General features: G+C 53.6%; 13 protein-coding genes. 6 read left to right on the forward strand and 7 right to left on the reverse strand.

Annotated features, from left to right (window positions below):
* Positions 1-558: 558 nt before the first annotated feature.
* From AC2CGW_RS21985 to AC2CGW_RS22005, 5 genes are all read right to left on the reverse strand, one after another.
* Entirely contained in the window at positions 559-1,113 is a 555-nt protein-coding gene (locus tag AC2CGW_RS21985) for a hypothetical protein (RefSeq protein ID WP_288377776.1), read from the reverse strand.
* Between the two features lie 244 nt (positions 1,114-1,357).
* Entirely contained in the window at positions 1,358-3,301 is a 1,944-nt protein-coding gene (locus tag AC2CGW_RS21990; RefSeq protein ID WP_060489919.1) for a TniQ family protein, read from the reverse strand.
* Positions 3,301-4,242 (reverse strand): TniB family NTP-binding protein, encoded by a 942-nt coding sequence (locus tag AC2CGW_RS21995; protein WP_004576814.1) that lies wholly within the window; start codon positions 4,240-4,242, stop codon positions 3,301-3,303. Before AC2CGW_RS21995 ends, AC2CGW_RS21990 begins: the two co-directional genes overlap by 1 nt.
* Positions 4,239-6,170, reverse strand: coding sequence for a DDE-type integrase/transposase/recombinase (locus AC2CGW_RS22000; RefSeq protein WP_484574598.1), 1,932 nt, complete (start codon positions 6,168-6,170; stop codon positions 4,239-4,241). Before AC2CGW_RS22000 ends, AC2CGW_RS21995 begins: the two co-directional genes overlap by 4 nt.
* A gap of 4 nt (positions 6,171-6,174) precedes the next feature.
* Positions 6,175-6,825, reverse strand: a complete 651-nt coding sequence (locus AC2CGW_RS22005) for a TnsA endonuclease N-terminal domain-containing protein (protein ID WP_484574599.1) — start codon at positions 6,823-6,825, stop codon at positions 6,175-6,177.
* A 745-nt stretch (positions 6,826-7,570) separates the two neighbouring features.
* Here AC2CGW_RS22005 and AC2CGW_RS22010 point away from each other — a divergent pair.
* The 3 genes from AC2CGW_RS22010 to AC2CGW_RS22020 all read left to right on the forward strand — a co-directional run bounded on the left by AC2CGW_RS22010 (position 7,571) and on the right by AC2CGW_RS22020 (position 8,709).
* The gene (locus tag AC2CGW_RS22010; protein ID WP_021783293.1) at positions 7,571-7,897 is read left to right on the forward strand and encodes a hypothetical protein; all 327 of its coding nucleotides are present in this window, start codon (positions 7,571-7,573) and stop codon (positions 7,895-7,897) included.
* Between the two features lie 85 nt (positions 7,898-7,982).
* Complete coding sequence (locus tag AC2CGW_RS22015; RefSeq protein WP_021783294.1) at positions 7,983-8,318, forward strand: hypothetical protein; 336 nt, start codon at positions 7,983-7,985, stop codon at positions 8,316-8,318.
* A 229-nt stretch (positions 8,319-8,547) separates the two neighbouring features.
* Complete coding sequence (locus AC2CGW_RS22020; protein ID WP_353511561.1) at positions 8,548-8,709, forward strand: antitoxin Xre/MbcA/ParS toxin-binding domain-containing protein; 162 nt, start codon at positions 8,548-8,550, stop codon at positions 8,707-8,709.
* Positions 8,710-8,827: 118 nt separating this feature from the next.
* Here the strand turns inward: AC2CGW_RS22020 and AC2CGW_RS22025 are convergent, their stop codons facing one another.
* The gene (locus AC2CGW_RS22025; protein WP_021783295.1) at positions 8,828-9,181 is read right to left on the reverse strand and encodes a hypothetical protein; all 354 of its coding nucleotides are present in this window, start codon (positions 9,179-9,181) and stop codon (positions 8,828-8,830) included.
* A gap of 122 nt (positions 9,182-9,303) precedes the next feature.
* Between AC2CGW_RS22025 and AC2CGW_RS22030 the strand changes: the two genes are divergently transcribed.
* The 3 genes from AC2CGW_RS22030 to AC2CGW_RS22040 are packed head-to-tail and all read left to right on the forward strand — an operon-like array spanning position 9,304 to position 12,652.
* The gene (locus tag AC2CGW_RS22030; RefSeq protein ID WP_484574600.1) at positions 9,304-10,857 is read left to right on the forward strand and encodes a recombinase family protein; all 1,554 of its coding nucleotides are present in this window, start codon (positions 9,304-9,306) and stop codon (positions 10,855-10,857) included.
* Positions 10,857-11,750, forward strand: coding sequence for a ParB/RepB/Spo0J family partition protein (locus AC2CGW_RS22035; RefSeq protein WP_031322333.1), 894 nt, complete (start codon positions 10,857-10,859; stop codon positions 11,748-11,750). The genes AC2CGW_RS22030 and AC2CGW_RS22035 overlap by 1 nt, the downstream gene beginning before the upstream one ends.
* Positions 11,747-12,652: a plasmid partitioning protein RepB C-terminal domain-containing protein gene (locus AC2CGW_RS22040; RefSeq protein ID WP_340332895.1), complete on the forward strand. Its 906-nt coding sequence runs from the start codon at positions 11,747-11,749 to the stop codon at positions 12,650-12,652. Before AC2CGW_RS22035 ends, AC2CGW_RS22040 begins: the two co-directional genes overlap by 4 nt.
* Before the next feature lie 210 nt (positions 12,653-12,862).
* Here the strand turns inward: AC2CGW_RS22040 and AC2CGW_RS22045 are convergent, their stop codons facing one another.
* The gene (locus AC2CGW_RS22045; protein ID WP_340332894.1) at positions 12,863-14,749 is read right to left on the reverse strand and encodes a DUF262 domain-containing protein; all 1,887 of its coding nucleotides are present in this window, start codon (positions 14,747-14,749) and stop codon (positions 12,863-12,865) included.
* Positions 14,750-15,340: the final 591 nt, after the last annotated feature.

A 15,340-nucleotide genomic window follows, 5' to 3' on the forward strand; every position in this document is an offset into this window, starting at 1 on the left:
ACTCCAGAAAGAAATCGGGAGCACAGCATCGGGGATCAGGTAAGCGCTTTGAATGTGGGGTTCATGGAGCGCTTACGGTCATCCGACCGAGTTCGTGGGCACAGAACCAGGCTTGGGATTCGAGCCAGAGGGTATGGAGGTGACGGTTGTGGCGGGTGAAGAGGGTGGGGGAGTGGAGGTCAGTCATGGCTGGCCTCCAGGATCCTGAGGGGGTGGAACAGGCTGGACGCATACGCGAAAGTCTTGCGAACGCTCGTCTTGATAGGCATTTCCTTTACCTCTACGTGATTTCAGCTTTCTTAGGGCTAGGTGTCGGGAGCTAAGAAATCCCACGTAGCGGACCGGACGTATTCCCCTTACGGGTCTTGTATTAGTCCGCTCCCGACATAACACGTATTTTCTGCGCGCAGGATTAAACCACAGGCAAAAAAATGCCGCATCTATCGGGAGCGGATCGACCGCTACGTGGAGCGTTTCTTAGGCGCCGCGAGATAAGTTAAACGCAGGGGTTGAAATGTTCAATTATTTTATATGTAGGAGGTTTCTGAAATTATTGATCTATAGTGGTCTTTCTGACGCGCGTCTAGATGCAATATCTAATAATAAGTATTTTGGCGCTACTGAGTAAAAGGTAAAGGCGGCTAGTAAAAAGTCTATTCTATTGCCATGCTTTCCAAATAATAATTTTTCGCCAGGGTTTTTAATGCTCAGCTCCAGGTAACGTTTTTCAACTGGAGTAAAGTCTGGTTCGATTTCTTTTAGTCGATTGACATTGCGAACTAGCTCGCCTAAGTCACCATCGTTAATAGATGATTGAGGTTCGTGCGCAAGCTTGTTTCTAATTATATTAATTTGGTGAGCAATGCGGGCTAGAGGTATTGGAAGTCCGAAAGCAGTGGCTAACCCGAGCTTTCCGCCAAAATTGTTTGGTTCCTTGGCGTATTTTGAAAGCTCTCCCTTGTTTCTTTCATTTATATAGAAGGATAAAAGGCTTTCGGTCACTAAATGAAAGCGGAGGACGCTTCCTAATTCGTCTTCGGTTTCAGCTGCGGCTATGAGTGCAGCTGAGCTTTCAAGCTTTGTCGTGTCGATGTCTAGCGTTATAGTGTTCATGTTAATGTCCATATCACATGTCGATAAAATAAAAAAGGCCGCCTCTCGGCAGCCTTCGCTCATTCTCATTGGACTGAGAAATGTCACTGAGGAAAATCAAGGGCTGGCGAGGAGTTTATCGCTTGGAGCGAAATTCAATTTCCACTATTGTGTGAAATTTAGCGATTTTTTATCACTTATTTGTGAAATGACTATTATCAAGGGAAAGTATGCCCCGGCATCGTCGGATGGCTCGGCGTCTGACCTACGATTTTAACCTATTTACTTCGTTGCGATGTAGTAGGCGGACAGTCGGGACATATCCTGGCTCCCCTGGCGATATTGGATTGATTTTTCCCATTCTCACAAGGTTGGTCGAATATCCGATGGGGCCGTCGAGCATCTCATCTGCCTCGCAGAGGCTAACGAACGATAGGCGGTGTTCTTTCAGTTGCGTTAGTCGGTTTTGGGGTATAAAGACCTTGGCACCCAAGCGCAGGTGCTCTACGAAACCGCTTTGGACAAAACGCCGAGAGAAGGTTTGCGGTGACATTGATAGTTCTCTTGCACAGCTTTTTAGCGTAAGCATTCTCTCCAGCAGGGCTTTGGTGTTGAGGACCGAACTCATCGTGAATCTCCGTTTTGCTCCCTGCACACGCGTGAGATGGCCGAGGTCGTGTAGGTGCTTAAGATCATGCAGGGACACTTGCAGCATACGCGCGGCGACAGCACTGACGCATGAATCGTCTGGCTCAGGGGCGCCGCAGCTAGCAGAGGCTCTTTTTCTGCCAGACTTCGATTTATAACGAACCAAGCCTTGGAGCGTTAGGAGTAGCTCCTGACCAAGATCCGTGCGCCGATAGATGGTTACTAGGCCACCGTCGATCAAAGGGCCTGATACTGGCTGCACTCCGAGGTGAAGCAGCTTGGCAGAGAGCGTGGTGCGAGGAAGTGCCAGCTCATCGGCAAGCTGACCGATGAATATGAAATCGGTCGAAAATTGAGCAACAGATGCCGCATTGATCAAAATTTTACCACGTGGACCTTTCTTTAGATGGGGCTGTATAAACCCATTGGAGAGCGCATTGCGTGCCGCCTCAGGATATACTCCGAGCCGGACTGCGGCCTCCTCAATAGTGATGAGGTCGTTGTGGTCGTCACTATGAAGAGCCTCTGGAACACTGAATACGGTATTTGGTGCGTGCTGCTGTGCTTCCAACAATTTGCACAGGTTGATCGCAGAATAGATCCAACGTACTCCTTGTTGCTTCTTTCGCTGAACCAGATTGCGTGACAGCAGTGACTTGAGATTTTTGGTAGATACATTCAAAGCCTTCAGCAGTTCATCTTGATAAAGCTGTAGCTCTGAACAACGGCATGAACCAATGTGCTCGTTCTTGGGGACTTCGGAAATTAGCAAGCGAGAGATTTGATTTCTGATCCATACGTCAGTAGCGGTCATCCAAGGCGCCATGAGTGCTCGAACCGGCAAACAGGGGTACTTTTTGCTTGCGAGAGCGAGCACCTCATTGAATGTTTGCTCATCGCAGTTGGCGACGCGTGCCGCCATTTCGAGAATCATCAAGCGCTGGGGGTGTGCTTCATAGCGAAGTGCCCGCAGTGCAAACATAAAACGGTCCAGTGCATCCTGGTCCCCTCTTCTGAAGAAGTCCAGAACCAGATGGGAGGCTTGAGACTGAGAGGCTGCGGTAGGACTAATGCAGAGATCGAAGCCGCAGCGGCAGTGGTTACCCACCAACTGGGTCCATTGAATCGGCTTCTGGCAGTTAGGGCAGGCGAACTCGTATCGACATTCATGGTAGGGGCAGGTATCCAGCCAGATGAGGTCTTGAATCGCGCGATGACCAACGTTCCGAAGGCATTCTGGGCAGAAACAGTAGGCTTCGGCACGGATCGATGCCGCTGGGACTAGCAGTCCCATCACTTCCACCGGACTTTCGCTTGTGGGGCCTCTCTGGGTATAAAAGCTTCGTCGGAATTGCCCCCCATTGAGAGCGGTGTTTTTGCTGAGTTCAGTGACTAGTTTCGAGTGTCGCATTTGCCATGCAAAGGGTTGTCGAGACTCCTTGGAGCCCATGGCTCTGGCCATTGCAGTGACTGAGCCGAACCCATTGGCCAGCGCGGTACGGATCAGGACATTGCGTGGACTTTCTTCGTCAGATCCATGAGCGAGGAAAAAAAGCTTCATTAACTCATCCTCCCGGCGATGATTCGGTCGAGCGACGCCGGGGGCAAACGGAAGGGATTATTGGGGCATTTGGCGGTTGGGATGAACGACAGGTCCACCGCTTTTGCGAGATCTTCATGGGTAAAGCATCCATCGTCCCGTAGGAGAGCGGCTTTAAGGGCATCGCTGAGCAGTTGCCTAATCCCATTCATGTTTCCGCCGCTGGCCAGGTACATTGCCTTTAGGTGTTGATCCGCGCAGATGTTCATACAGCTTGTGAACTCGCCAACCTCTTTCAGGGTGTTTCCCAGTGCACGGAGGGTTTTGCTGAATACCGATTTTGGATCTAGCGTCGAATAGGTAAATTCGGTCATTTGGTGACGATAAGGATAGCGTCGAGAAAGTTGCGGGTGGGCATTGATGATCTCCTCGCAACGTGGTATGCCAACAATAGCTATAGGGACGAGGGTTTCGTTCAAAAGAGTGCGAACCCAGTCGCAGACCTGCTCCCTTGATTTTTCAGCACCTTTTCTGAGCAGATTATCGAATTCGTCAAGGACTATCAGTTGTGTTTGGCAAGTTTCTAGCAAAACAACAAGACGGTTAAAAAGTGTCGAGTTATTACCTGAGGTATTGGTGGATCCCAGCTTTTCAAGCATGCTAACAGTCAGCGTTTTTATGGTTGCTCCAGCATTGAGCGAACAGTAGAATGCCGGCACAATCTCTCTGGTTCCATGCTCATCGGTAACGACGCTTCTTGCACCGAAACGGCTCATCGCAACCTTGCAAACAGTAGACTTCCCTGTACCAGGCTCTCCAACGATGAGCGCAGAGGCTGGCTCACCGCGCACCTGAGTGGTTTCTACGCTACGATAAATGCAATCAAGCGCTTGGGTGTACTCAGGGTGGCTGACAATGCACTCTGCGAACTGCGATAGTTTGTCGGTAATAGTTTTGGTCATGGTTTATTCCTGGGTAGTTGAATGGTTTGATAGTCGTCTTCCTCGGAGTCATCGACTTCGTTACCTCGGATGTCTTGTTTGATAAGGGCATTGTCAGTTTCCTGGGGCTCTAGCTCGTGATCATGGTCTGGAGGGAATTCGTGGGTAATATCAAGAGAGCGCTGTTGGATTAGCGCGTCTTGCAATTGCTGACGTTTGCGTCGTTCGCTCCGTGTTTTTCCGTTGCTGATTTCTGTGTGAATTCTGAGCAGGGCTTTTCTTGCGTCAGTTTCGTCATACGCTTTTTTCTCAGCCTTGAGTTTTTCTTGCACAAGTTCGTGCTCGTACATCGATAGGCCATATTGATAATCAGTGACTGCGTCAGCTGTGTAGAAAACGTGGCTTCCCGGTGCATGTACATAGGCAGTGCCGAGGTCAGAGCGGTCATACAAAACCTCTACAGATTGGCCCGCTCCAACCACCTCTGCGAGGTGTGAGAGGCCGGGTCCGGTCCAGGCCAAATTTTTATGTCTAACTCGTCCTTTGTTAATTGTGCAGCGGAAGCTTGCCATGCACAGAAAAGAAACGTTTTCCGGCGAGAAGACCTTTGGTGGGTTAATCGGATCGATGCTTTGCTTCCACATCTCTAGCGTTGGAAGGCTGCGCTGACCGTGTCTTCGCTTGTGATAATAATTGTGTACCCAATCTTCAAAAATATCCCGCAGTTTTGCCAACGTGAACGTTGCTTCGGTTGTGGAGTTGTAATCACCTTTTTCTGCTGGGTTTGATTTTGTTGTTCCCTCTAGGCAATGAATCAGCTGTTTGTTGAGCGTCTTGAAAAATGACTCAATAAACGGCTTTTGATCAGGTTGTCCTCGTGCGCAAAACCTTATTTGGAAGCCAAGTCGTTGGGCAGTTGCTAGAAGGGAGGCGTTGTAGAATTCGGAACCGTTGTCAACGACCAACTCCTCAGGTAGTCCGGCTGGAGAGCCATCCTCTCGTTCAGTCAGTGCATGGCGCAATGCGCTAGCGGTCTTCTCGTAGCAGGGCGGTGTCATCGACAACGACCAACCAATTAGTGCTCCCGAGTAGGTATCTATGAGCATAGTCAGATAGGGTCTACCAATATTCAGGCCAAAGTCGTCGACCAGCTCAACATCTAGTTCTTGCGTATCGGCCTCAACTCTTGCGAGTAGGCGGCGTGAACAGTGAATGCTAGTGCCAAACTTATGTTTATTGGCAGCTGCTTTTTTTCCCAGGCGTGCGCAATCGGCCACATATGTGGGAATAGCATTCACTGCGCGGTAAAACGTCGCTGTGGAAGGAATGTCTAGATCCGTCGTTCGGTCTTCATTCAAAACCTCGATATGGCCTCTCATGAGTTGGTAGACGCAGGAGGCTGGTAGCCGGGTTGGCGTCAAATAGTAATTTTTTATGTAGTCTTGCATAATGTCGAGGGCCTCTGGTTCGAGCCTCTTAGCGCGCTGGCATTTACTCTGCGGTGCCTTTAGTAGCGCAAAAATATTCTGACCGCTCTCTACGTAGCGTTTCATCAGATTGTATATTTTTGTGTATTTTGGCGGCTTTGGGTCGCCGCGTTCTGATGCTAGATTCTGCAACTCAGCGAGAGTGCTCTCACGTGGCAGTGAACCATGAAATTTTTCGTGTAGCTTGCGAATGTAGTAAGCGATATTGTCCAGTTTGAGTTGTTCAGAAGCATCGAGATGGATCATTCTTAGTGCTTCAGTTTCATTCAAAATGGCACTGCGAGCAGGGACCAGTTGTCCCTGTTGTAGGCGCTTATCAATTTCACTGTCAAGGAGGTTTATCACTCCCTTGTGGTTGACGCCTCGTAGCTGAAAGTAGCCATTGTAAAAGCTAACTACTTCCATCAGTTCACCATTGAACAGGTAGCGAGCGCCCAGGCGCACTTCATGACGCTTTTCCATGCCCTTATCTCCAGTCAACTCGGGTGTCTTGGGTGAGGGGCTTACTCCAGTCGAGATGCAGGTCCTGATTGAAAATCGCCGCAGCTATCGCGCCAGGGGAAGGTGGCGAAGGCAGGTCCAGTAGCTCGCGAATGCGCAACGGCGGAGTCAGGGCGCCAAGTCGGTCACGCAGGTAGTCGAGTTCCAGTGACGAAACGGCCCGTGACTGGTTATAGGCCTGGATCAGGTTGTTCAAGAGTGGCTGGCGGCGTATTTGTCGCTCTGTCAGCAGTTCGAAGTCAGCGCCTCGGGATTCGACGAGCTGCTTGGCTGCTTGGTAGAGGGCAAGGGACTTCGGTTTTTGAAAGACGTTGTCGGGTTTTACCTCAACAAATCGGATGGGCCTATCTGCGTACTGAACGACGAAATCTGGCACGTAGGTGTGAGCCTTGCCCTCTACCAGCACGTGCAGCCGCTCGGGTTGTTCTCGGTAGGCTATGACATTCCGATCCTGTTCCCAGTGAAAGCAGGCGTCTGCTTCCAGCCGTGTTTCACAGATAATCAGCGAGCCATTCTTTCGAGAGGGAAAGACCGTGGTTTGTTTCCCATATTTGCTGCGCCCAATCAATCTTTCGGGCGAGGGGAGGCCACCGCCAGAACTGCGGATTTTTTTCATGATGTATACCCTATTGGTAGCGTTACTTAGGCTGGTACTAAGGCATCAGCTTGTCAAACGGCTGTCAGATAGATGGTCATAACATCATGGTTCGGTCCTGGTCGGTTCGTTTGCTAGATTGACTGGTTGATGAGAAAATCGGATTAATCAAGGGGTTGAAAAGTTATATCTATATTTTCCTATTATTATTTTATAGAAATCACGGAGCATTGCCTGACGAGTGGCTAGGCGCCATGTCTAGTGGAACTCGGTAAGCTTACAGGTCAAGTAAGTTTTTCCTGCCGAAACGACAGGGGGTAGCAGAAAGCTGAAAGCTCGCTGATCAGCGATTGAGGAAGGGTAATAAGTATTGCAAGGGGAGGGAAAGTGCTTTCATTCTTGCTTCGCGCATCGATTAGATGCCGCCAGAGTATAACAAGGCTTGCCATGAAAGTCAATAGCTGGCTTCACGTTAGAGTAGATCGACTTTTCGCCAAGGAGGGGGCTAAGGATCGCCCCATGCGGCGTAGGGCGGCCTATTTAGACGGTGACGCTGGCTGTGTCGAGCGGCTCAAGCCAGTTCAAGACTGTTTCCGCCAAGGCTAACCATGCGGAGGTCGCCGGAGTGGTCGTGGACTTGGCTAATCGGTGAGTGGCCATTGAACTTGAACTAATAGTCCTATGGGCCTCAAAAGTTGACAAGGACTTTCGGTATACTAAATTTCCAGTGCTGACCAAGGGCAAATTCTTCCCAAGGTAAATCAATATGTTGATGCCGCGTCAAAATATTGTCCTCCTTTTGTTCTGCTCCGATATTCGTAAGCTGACGATTCGGGATCCTGAAATTTTGCTGGTTCAGCCCCATGATCTCCCCGATTTTCCAGAGCGCGGGGTGGAGCTGATTTCGTTCAGGTATAGACGTGAAGTGGTGCAACTGAGTTTGCAGTTGACGCTGTTGTTAGGGACCTGTGTGCGGATTTATCCCATTGGCGAATGCACCAAGGGTAAGCTGAAGAGAAAGTTATCCTCCGCCCAGGGATTATATCGGGTGCTGACATTGTGGCACCTGGATCAGAACTCTACTCGTCATTAATAGCTAGATCGTAAAGCTAGATTTTTCGTAAACCTACCAAGTTTACAAGAAGATCAGGTTTACGATCGGGAAACAGGTGAAGCAAATGCAGGGGAAGGATTGGACGCAGCAGATCAAGGCTCTGGACCTAGACCTCGGTCCCGATTTTGCTGGCTGGCAACGTTTCGCCAATGCTTTACAGCTTGCTGCACTTGATTACGACTTCAAGCTCACCCTTGTAAAGCCCATGGATGGTTACCTGAGGATTGAGGAACCATTCGCGCCACTGCACATACAGACCTTAGCCATGGCAGTGGAATACGTGACCGACGCGATCTGCCAACGCTGTGGGAAGCCTGGGCCGCAGCGTCTGGTAAGCGCGAGGCGCGTTTGGAAACTCTGTGCTCGCTGCCAGACAGCCTTGGCGGTGCGAAATGAGTAATCCAAGTCCATCTTGTGCCGGTTGTGGCTGTGTTCTCCTGACCGAAGACCTCAGCAGCACTTGGGCTATTGTTGCCCGCCCGGCGCAGGGGGAGGGGGTGTTAAAGCTTTGCCTGCGCTGCACTACTCGCGTCGCAATGGCCCTCTGGCCTCAGTTGGCTGCGCTGGTAATGCCTACGACCGAGTGCCCAGAAGACGTTCTGGCCATGGTAGGAGTCATTCATCAGGTTATGGCGTTCTTCAGTCACGATCCATCGTGCGCTTCGCGTTGGTTCTCATCGCCTGTCATCGGTCTTGCTGGGCAATGTCCCAAAGACCTTGTTCAAAGTGAAGCAGGCCGCGAAGAGATCTTGAGGCTGCTTGGGCAGTTGGCGCATGGTGTGCCGCCATGAGCCAACTTGAACCGTTGTCCTTTGGGGGGCGACAAGACGGCCTGCCAGCTAAGGGCCTCTCACCGTAATCCTATTGTGTCCCACTTGCGTGATCGGAGTGGGCCTCCGCAAAGGTCCGTCAGTGAGCGCTGCCTGGACCCAGGCAAGCCTCGATCATGTCCGCGACGTCAAGTAAGCGCTCGCGCAAAGCGGGAAGCCAGACGACTGCCACGGACGAGTTCCGCTGTGCCAATTCAAGCACTGCCTGAAGCGCATGGTCTGAATGCCGCATCAATTCAACCAAATGAAGGCCGCTGGGACCATGGCTGCCCGCCAGCCAGTGCTTAGCGGTACGCTCACTGGCATCGGTCCAATGGCGCAGCGTCTTGATTGCGCGATGTGACATGCCCAATTCGGTGCGTAAGGCTGCGGCTACGGCGCTGGCGTAGATTTCTGCGTTGATTGGAAATGGGTTGCCCGTTTTCGCGATCATTTTTCTGTGTCTCCTCTTTATATTCGTTTGTGGCGTATCTGACGAAGACCGGTAGGCGTGGTGAGGTCTACGGCTTGGCATGGGTGTAGACCACAAGCTGCTGAGGGGGCATCGATCAACAAATGAGACGAGCACAGCTATCCCTGGCAGAGGGCAGCAATAGAGCCGCTGCCTATGTCCGCATGTCGACGGAACACCAGCAGTACTCCACTGAGAACCAGCTGGATGCGATCCGCGTTTATGCCGCAGCGCATGAGCTGGAGATCGTCCGGGTGTACACCGATGCAGGGAAAAGTGGCTTGAGCCTGGATGGTCGGGAAGCTCTTCAGCAGCTACTTCGAGACGTTGACGCGGGTCAGTCCGAGTTCTCTGTGGTTCTGGTCTATGACGTAAGTCGCTGGGGGCGCTTTCAGGACCCTGATGTGAGCGCCAGCTACGAAGTTCGATGTCGGCAGGCGGGTGTCAGGGTCGAATACTGCGCCGAACAGTTCGTTAACGATGGCTCACCGGTCTCCAGCATCATCAAGAGTGTTAAGCGCATGATGGCCGGTGAGTACAGCCGTGAGCTGTCCGTCAAGGTATTTGCGGGGCAGTCGCGCCTGATCGAGTTGGGCTACCGACAAGGAGGCCCGGCTGGCTATGGATTGCGTCGTCAACTTATCGATCAGACTGGGCAGCCTAAAGCAATCTTGGGTCGGGGAGAGTACAAAAGCCTTCAGACGGATCGGGTGATCCTTACGCCAGGTCCGGAGTCCGAGCAACAGGTCGTTCAAGACATTTACCAGGCCTTTGTAAGGGAAGGTCGAACCGAAGCTGAAATTGCAACGCAACTGAATCGGCGTGGCCTGCTAACAGACTTCCAACGGCCGTGGACACGGGGTGTAGTGCATCAGGTCCTGATCAACGAAAAGTACATCGGTAACAACGTCTGGAATCGCACGTCTGGCAAGTTGAAACAGCCCCGTACACCTAATCCAGTTGATCAGTTGGTGCGGGCCGACGGTGCCTTCTCCTCAGTGGTCGACCACGCCTTGTTTCTCGCGGCGCAGGCCATCATCCGTGCGCGGTCACGGCACTGGACTGATGAGCAAATGCTGGCCACGCTAAAGCAACTATTTGCGGAGCGAGGTTGTCTGTCTGGTTTGATCATTGATGAGCAAGAGGATTGCCCCTCCAGCAGTTGTTATCGCCAACGCTTTGGTAGTTTGCTACGCAGCTACAGCCTGATTGGTTATTCACCCGCACGGGACTACAGCTTTCTGGAGGCCAATCGCCGGCTGCGAGAGCTGTATCCGCAGATCTTGGTCGACACGCAGGAGCGCATTCGTCTTGTCGGTGGACGCATCTCGGTCGACCCTCAGACCCAACTGGTTTGGGTTAATGATGAGTTCTCGATCTCGGTGGTGCTGTGCCGCTGTCAATGTCCAGAGTCAGTGCGCAGGCGTTGGCAGCTGCGCTTTGATTTCGGTTTGTTACCTGACCTTACTGTCGCGGTTCGCATGCTCCCCGGTGAGCAGGAGGTGCTTGATTACTACCTCTTTCCCATGATCGATTTGGCGGCCCCTCACCTGCGTCTGGGAGATACTAATCCGCGCGAATTGGAACTCTACCGGTTCGACAGCTTGGATATCCTGGCGGCCCTGAGTCGACGTATACCCCTGGGGAGCGCTGCGTAATGGCCACATCGGGAGAGCATCTTGCACTACATGTGGCGCAGGCGGCGCCTATTGCGCAGATCCCACTCGCGGATATTCGCGTGCTCAATCCGCGTAGTCGCAATCAACAAGTGTTTGCACGCTTGGTGGAAAACATTGCGAGCCTGGGGTTGAAACGACCGATCACGGTGACCCGCAACGGTTCGAGTTTCGACCTGATCTGTGGGCAGGGGCGCTTCGAAGCCTTCAAGGTCCTGGGGGAGTCGGCCATACCGGCGGTCGTGGTGACGGCGGCTGAGGCGGACCGCTATCTCATCAGCCTGGTAGAGAATCTGGCGCGACGCAAGCACTCGAACCGCGACTTGCTGATGGCGATTAACGTACTGCACGAGCGTGGTTACTCCATCAGGCAGATTGCCCAGAAAACCTGCTTGGACCGTGCCTATGTTGGCGGCATTCTGATCCTGTTGCGGCAAGGAGAGGAGCGCCTGATCGCTGCCGTCGAAAAGGGCTGGCTACCGATTAAAGTCGCGATCCATGTGGCACGGTCTGACGATGGCCAGGTCCAGGCCGCCATGGTCGAAGCCTATGAAAGTGGATTGTTGAAAGGAGATGAACTCATCAAGGTGCGCCGTCTGATCGACCGAAGACGCGTTCTTGGCAAGGGCTATGGTAGGCAGCATGGAGGCGAGCGCATGACCACTCCTCGCCAGCTGCTGACTGCCTATCAGAGTGAGGTGCGCCGTCAGCGCCTGATGGTGAAGAAGGCGGACATCGGTGAGCAACGATTGCTCTTCGTCGTGACCGCATTGCGTCGGTTGTTGGCCGATGAATTTTTCCGGTCAATGTTACGCAGTGAAGGTATTGATGATATGCCGCAGGTATTGGCCGAGCGTATTCAGGGGGACCCATGACTGTCGTCAAGCGTGCCTTTGAGCCCGATTTGATTACCGTCCGCTTACCTCTGATCTTGCCCTCTCGCCAAGTCACCCACGATATGCTGACGTCCGTCAAATATGCGGCGATTTTGGCCTCCATCCGGGAGTTGGGCGTGGTCGAGCCGCTCGCGGTGCATCCCGAGCCGGTTCACGGGACGGGAGGGGAGCCCCGTTATCTACTGTTGGATGGTCATTTGCGGCTAGCTGCGCTCGTACAGTTGGGGGCGGAAGACGCGTTGTGCCTGTTGGCGACAGATGACGAAGGTTTTACCTACAACCGGCAGGTCAACCGACTTACCCCGATTCAAGAGCACAAGATGATTCTGGAGGCGATTCGCAAAGGAACGACCGCCGAGCGGATTGCCGAAGTCTTGAGCGTCAACGTTGGACGCATCCGCGAGCGCCAGCATTTGCTGCGGGGGATTGCGCCGGAAGTCGCTGAGATGCTGAAAACGCGAATGGTCAGTCAGGCGGTCTTTCGCGTGCTGCGTAAGATGAAGCCGATGCGCCAGATCGAATTAGTCGAGATGATGATTTCGGCCAACTGCTTTACTGGTCGCTACGCCGAAATGGTATTGGCCGCAACGCGTCCTGAACAGCTGGTTGAGGCAAAGAAAGTCAGTGAGGGCGTGACTGCTGAAGATATTGCACGCATGGAGCGAGAAATGGAAAAGCTCTACCACGACTACCGGTTGGTTGAAGACACCCTTGGCGAAACCATGTTGGTACTCGTGGTTGCCAAAGGCTATGTGTCTCGCATGCTGCGCAATCAGACTATCGCCGCTTACTTGGAGCGTTTCGAGCCTGACCTGGTGCGGGAGCTGGCGGGGGTTGTGGAGGCGGTCACCGCCGATGCTCGTAGTCTGGAGCGTGAATAGACCTCTCCGCTGTGCTGAACGGCGGCGCGCGCCAGGCACTCACTGAGCGGCGCCAGCAAACGGCATCTCGGGTGAGGCTCCGGTTCGTCGCACGGTCGGCCTGTATCGCGGGGGCGATCCCCGGAGGGATCGCCTCGCGTAAGCAGAGCCGCTACTACCGGATCGGCATTCGGCAGCAAAGTAGTGTTGCTGCTTCTGAGTGGTAGGTGATCATTCGTATTTGGGCCAGATCGTCAGTGCTATGGTGGCGAGGGCATGGGCTCGGGCTGAAATCGCGGCTTCATCCCACGCAGAGGTAGCAATCAGTGGGACATTGAGACGCAGGCTGGTATTAGCAAGCAGCTTGTCGCGTTTCGCCGCGAAATCGCAGTGTTGCGCCGCTCTATTGACGCTGAGGTTCAGCAGCGTCAAGTTGCCTAGCGTTGGGATGCTCTCATGCCGCTCACGAATCAGGAGCTGCCAGGGCGTCAATGTGCCGCCAGAGCGCACAATCACTTCGATATCCGACTCGTCGCTGTCGGCTGCCACGCTGCCATCTTTCAGCGGCCAGTGGGCGTGCCAGCTGCGCGGCAAAATATGGTCGATATCAAGCGCTGATAGGTTTGGCAGTTCGGGCTCTTCGCTTTTAACGGATAGTCGTAAACCGCCCTCCAGCTCCGTTAGCAGCGAACGGGTTTTCGCGGTATCCAGCCGGCCTGGGTACAACGGTGCGCTGACGCAGGCGTTACGGAATTCGGCATCGTCGGGCCAACGGGAAGCATCTCCGTTGAGTGTACTCAGATAGTCGCCGAGGACCCCGCTGGAGATCCCTGATTTCGTCAGGTGACGTAGCGCACTGAGGAAGATGTTGTTGTAGTTTTTGGGCGTCAGTCCACAGACAGCGCGGCGTACCACGTAGGACACGAGGCAATTGAACATGCAGGCTTTGTCCGCCTCAGGCACTTGCGCAGTCGAAATCAGCAGGGCCAGCGGGTGGAGCGTCGTGACATCATACGCCGCAATACGACGCCCAAGACGAGCAATGAGGGAGGAGCCGGAGGTGCTGATCAGTTCGCGGTAATGTTCCGCGTATTGGGTCAGGGTCACCAACTGACGGTCTGCGGTGTTGGCTGGAGCCTCGGCTGCATAGCGCCGGTATTCGTTGTACAAGCGTGACAGATCAACCTCACTGCCCATCTCTGCTTGCAGGGTGGCGTGGATCAACCACTCCAGGCGGGGCTTGTTCAGGCGGCCACGACGCTGCTTGGTCGACCAGTAGTCTTCTTCGAACGGTAGCCACTGCTTGTCGTAAAGCGCTTGGGCATCGACTTTATCTTGGTCGGCACGCATGAAAATGTAGTTGCGGATCAAGTCCGTGGCATGCAGCTCTGCGCCCCGTCCATTGAGCGTTTCAAAAATCACCTGGGCATCATCCTCGGCTTCCAGCGAAATGCTGACCAGCTTGAGGTCTTGCAACACCGCCATGATGAGGCTTTCTGCATAGGCGGCGGCCAAGTCGTTTCCTGAGCGAATCCAGCGTATGAACTCATGGGTAAAGAACCAGATCGCGGCCAGTGCAGGTGGGTGATCATGATGCTTGCGCAGGCTGCCGTGCTGCGTGAAATGGGCCGGATATTCGCTCCGGAAATCGTCCAGACGCTGGATGCCGAGGCTTTTGATGAAATGAGGGCGGTCGCGGAAGGTCGGCCACAGCTTATAGCGCTCCATTTTGGGGTTGCGCATGGTTTCTTCGTTGTTGTTTTGCATGCAGCCGATCACGCTGGGCTCAAAGGCCTGAATGCCGGTGGCACGTAACGCGAGCAAGAGCGAGGCCAGCACGTACTGAAGCGTGGTCAACCGTTGCTGGCCATCAATGATGTGCAGGGTGTCGACGCCCATCAGCCCGTCTTTGGCTTGGGGTTCGAGGACCACCGCCCCCAGGAAGTGCGGTGTGATGCTCAGGCCGGATACCCGTGCCTGGGCTTTTTCCTGGATGTCCTGCCACAAGGCATTCCATTGATTGCGCAGCGTCCACACATAGGCGCGCTGGTAGAACGGTACACAGTACTGGCGGCGGTCTTGGAAAAGCTGGCGCACGGTGAGCGTTTCGGATTTCATGGCGTCCCCTTGATGGTCTGCGCATTCTGGCCTGTGCGGACCATGGCGTCACTAGGGCGGGGCGACTGTCGCGTGCTGCGTGTAATTTGACGTTATGGTCAATTGCCTCTCTCTTCACCGGGGCGCTGGCGTCAGTCCCACTCGGGACTGGCAACCACGCCCCCGGTCGCTGGTCGACCGGAAGCTATGAAGCAGGTTGAGGCACGTGTCGACCACTAGCCTGAGTGCTCAGGGCATGGACGGTTGGGGCCAGAAAAAATGAAAAGGCTGTTGAGCGACACCTTGGTGGCGCTGATCGAGAGTGGGGCTGCGCGGGAGTTTCGGGCGACGCGTGGGCCGGATGGCAAGGGCTGGCGGTACTGTCTCGTTACATCGACGCACATTCGCACTCCGAAGATTTTTACGATGTGCCGCTCACCCTCGAAGTGGTGACTAACGAGCTAGCCCTGTTTGATAGCATCAAGGAGGACTAAAGTAAGGCTCGAAAGGAGTGGGAGAAGGCTAAGCCCAAGGCCTCAGCCGTATTCAGTTAAGTTTGCCGACCGAGCACTGATGAGATGCAGTGCTCTATCTAATAGACCAAGGCGCGGT

Source organism: Pseudomonas sp. SYWMCR5 (genome assembly GCF_057197165.1).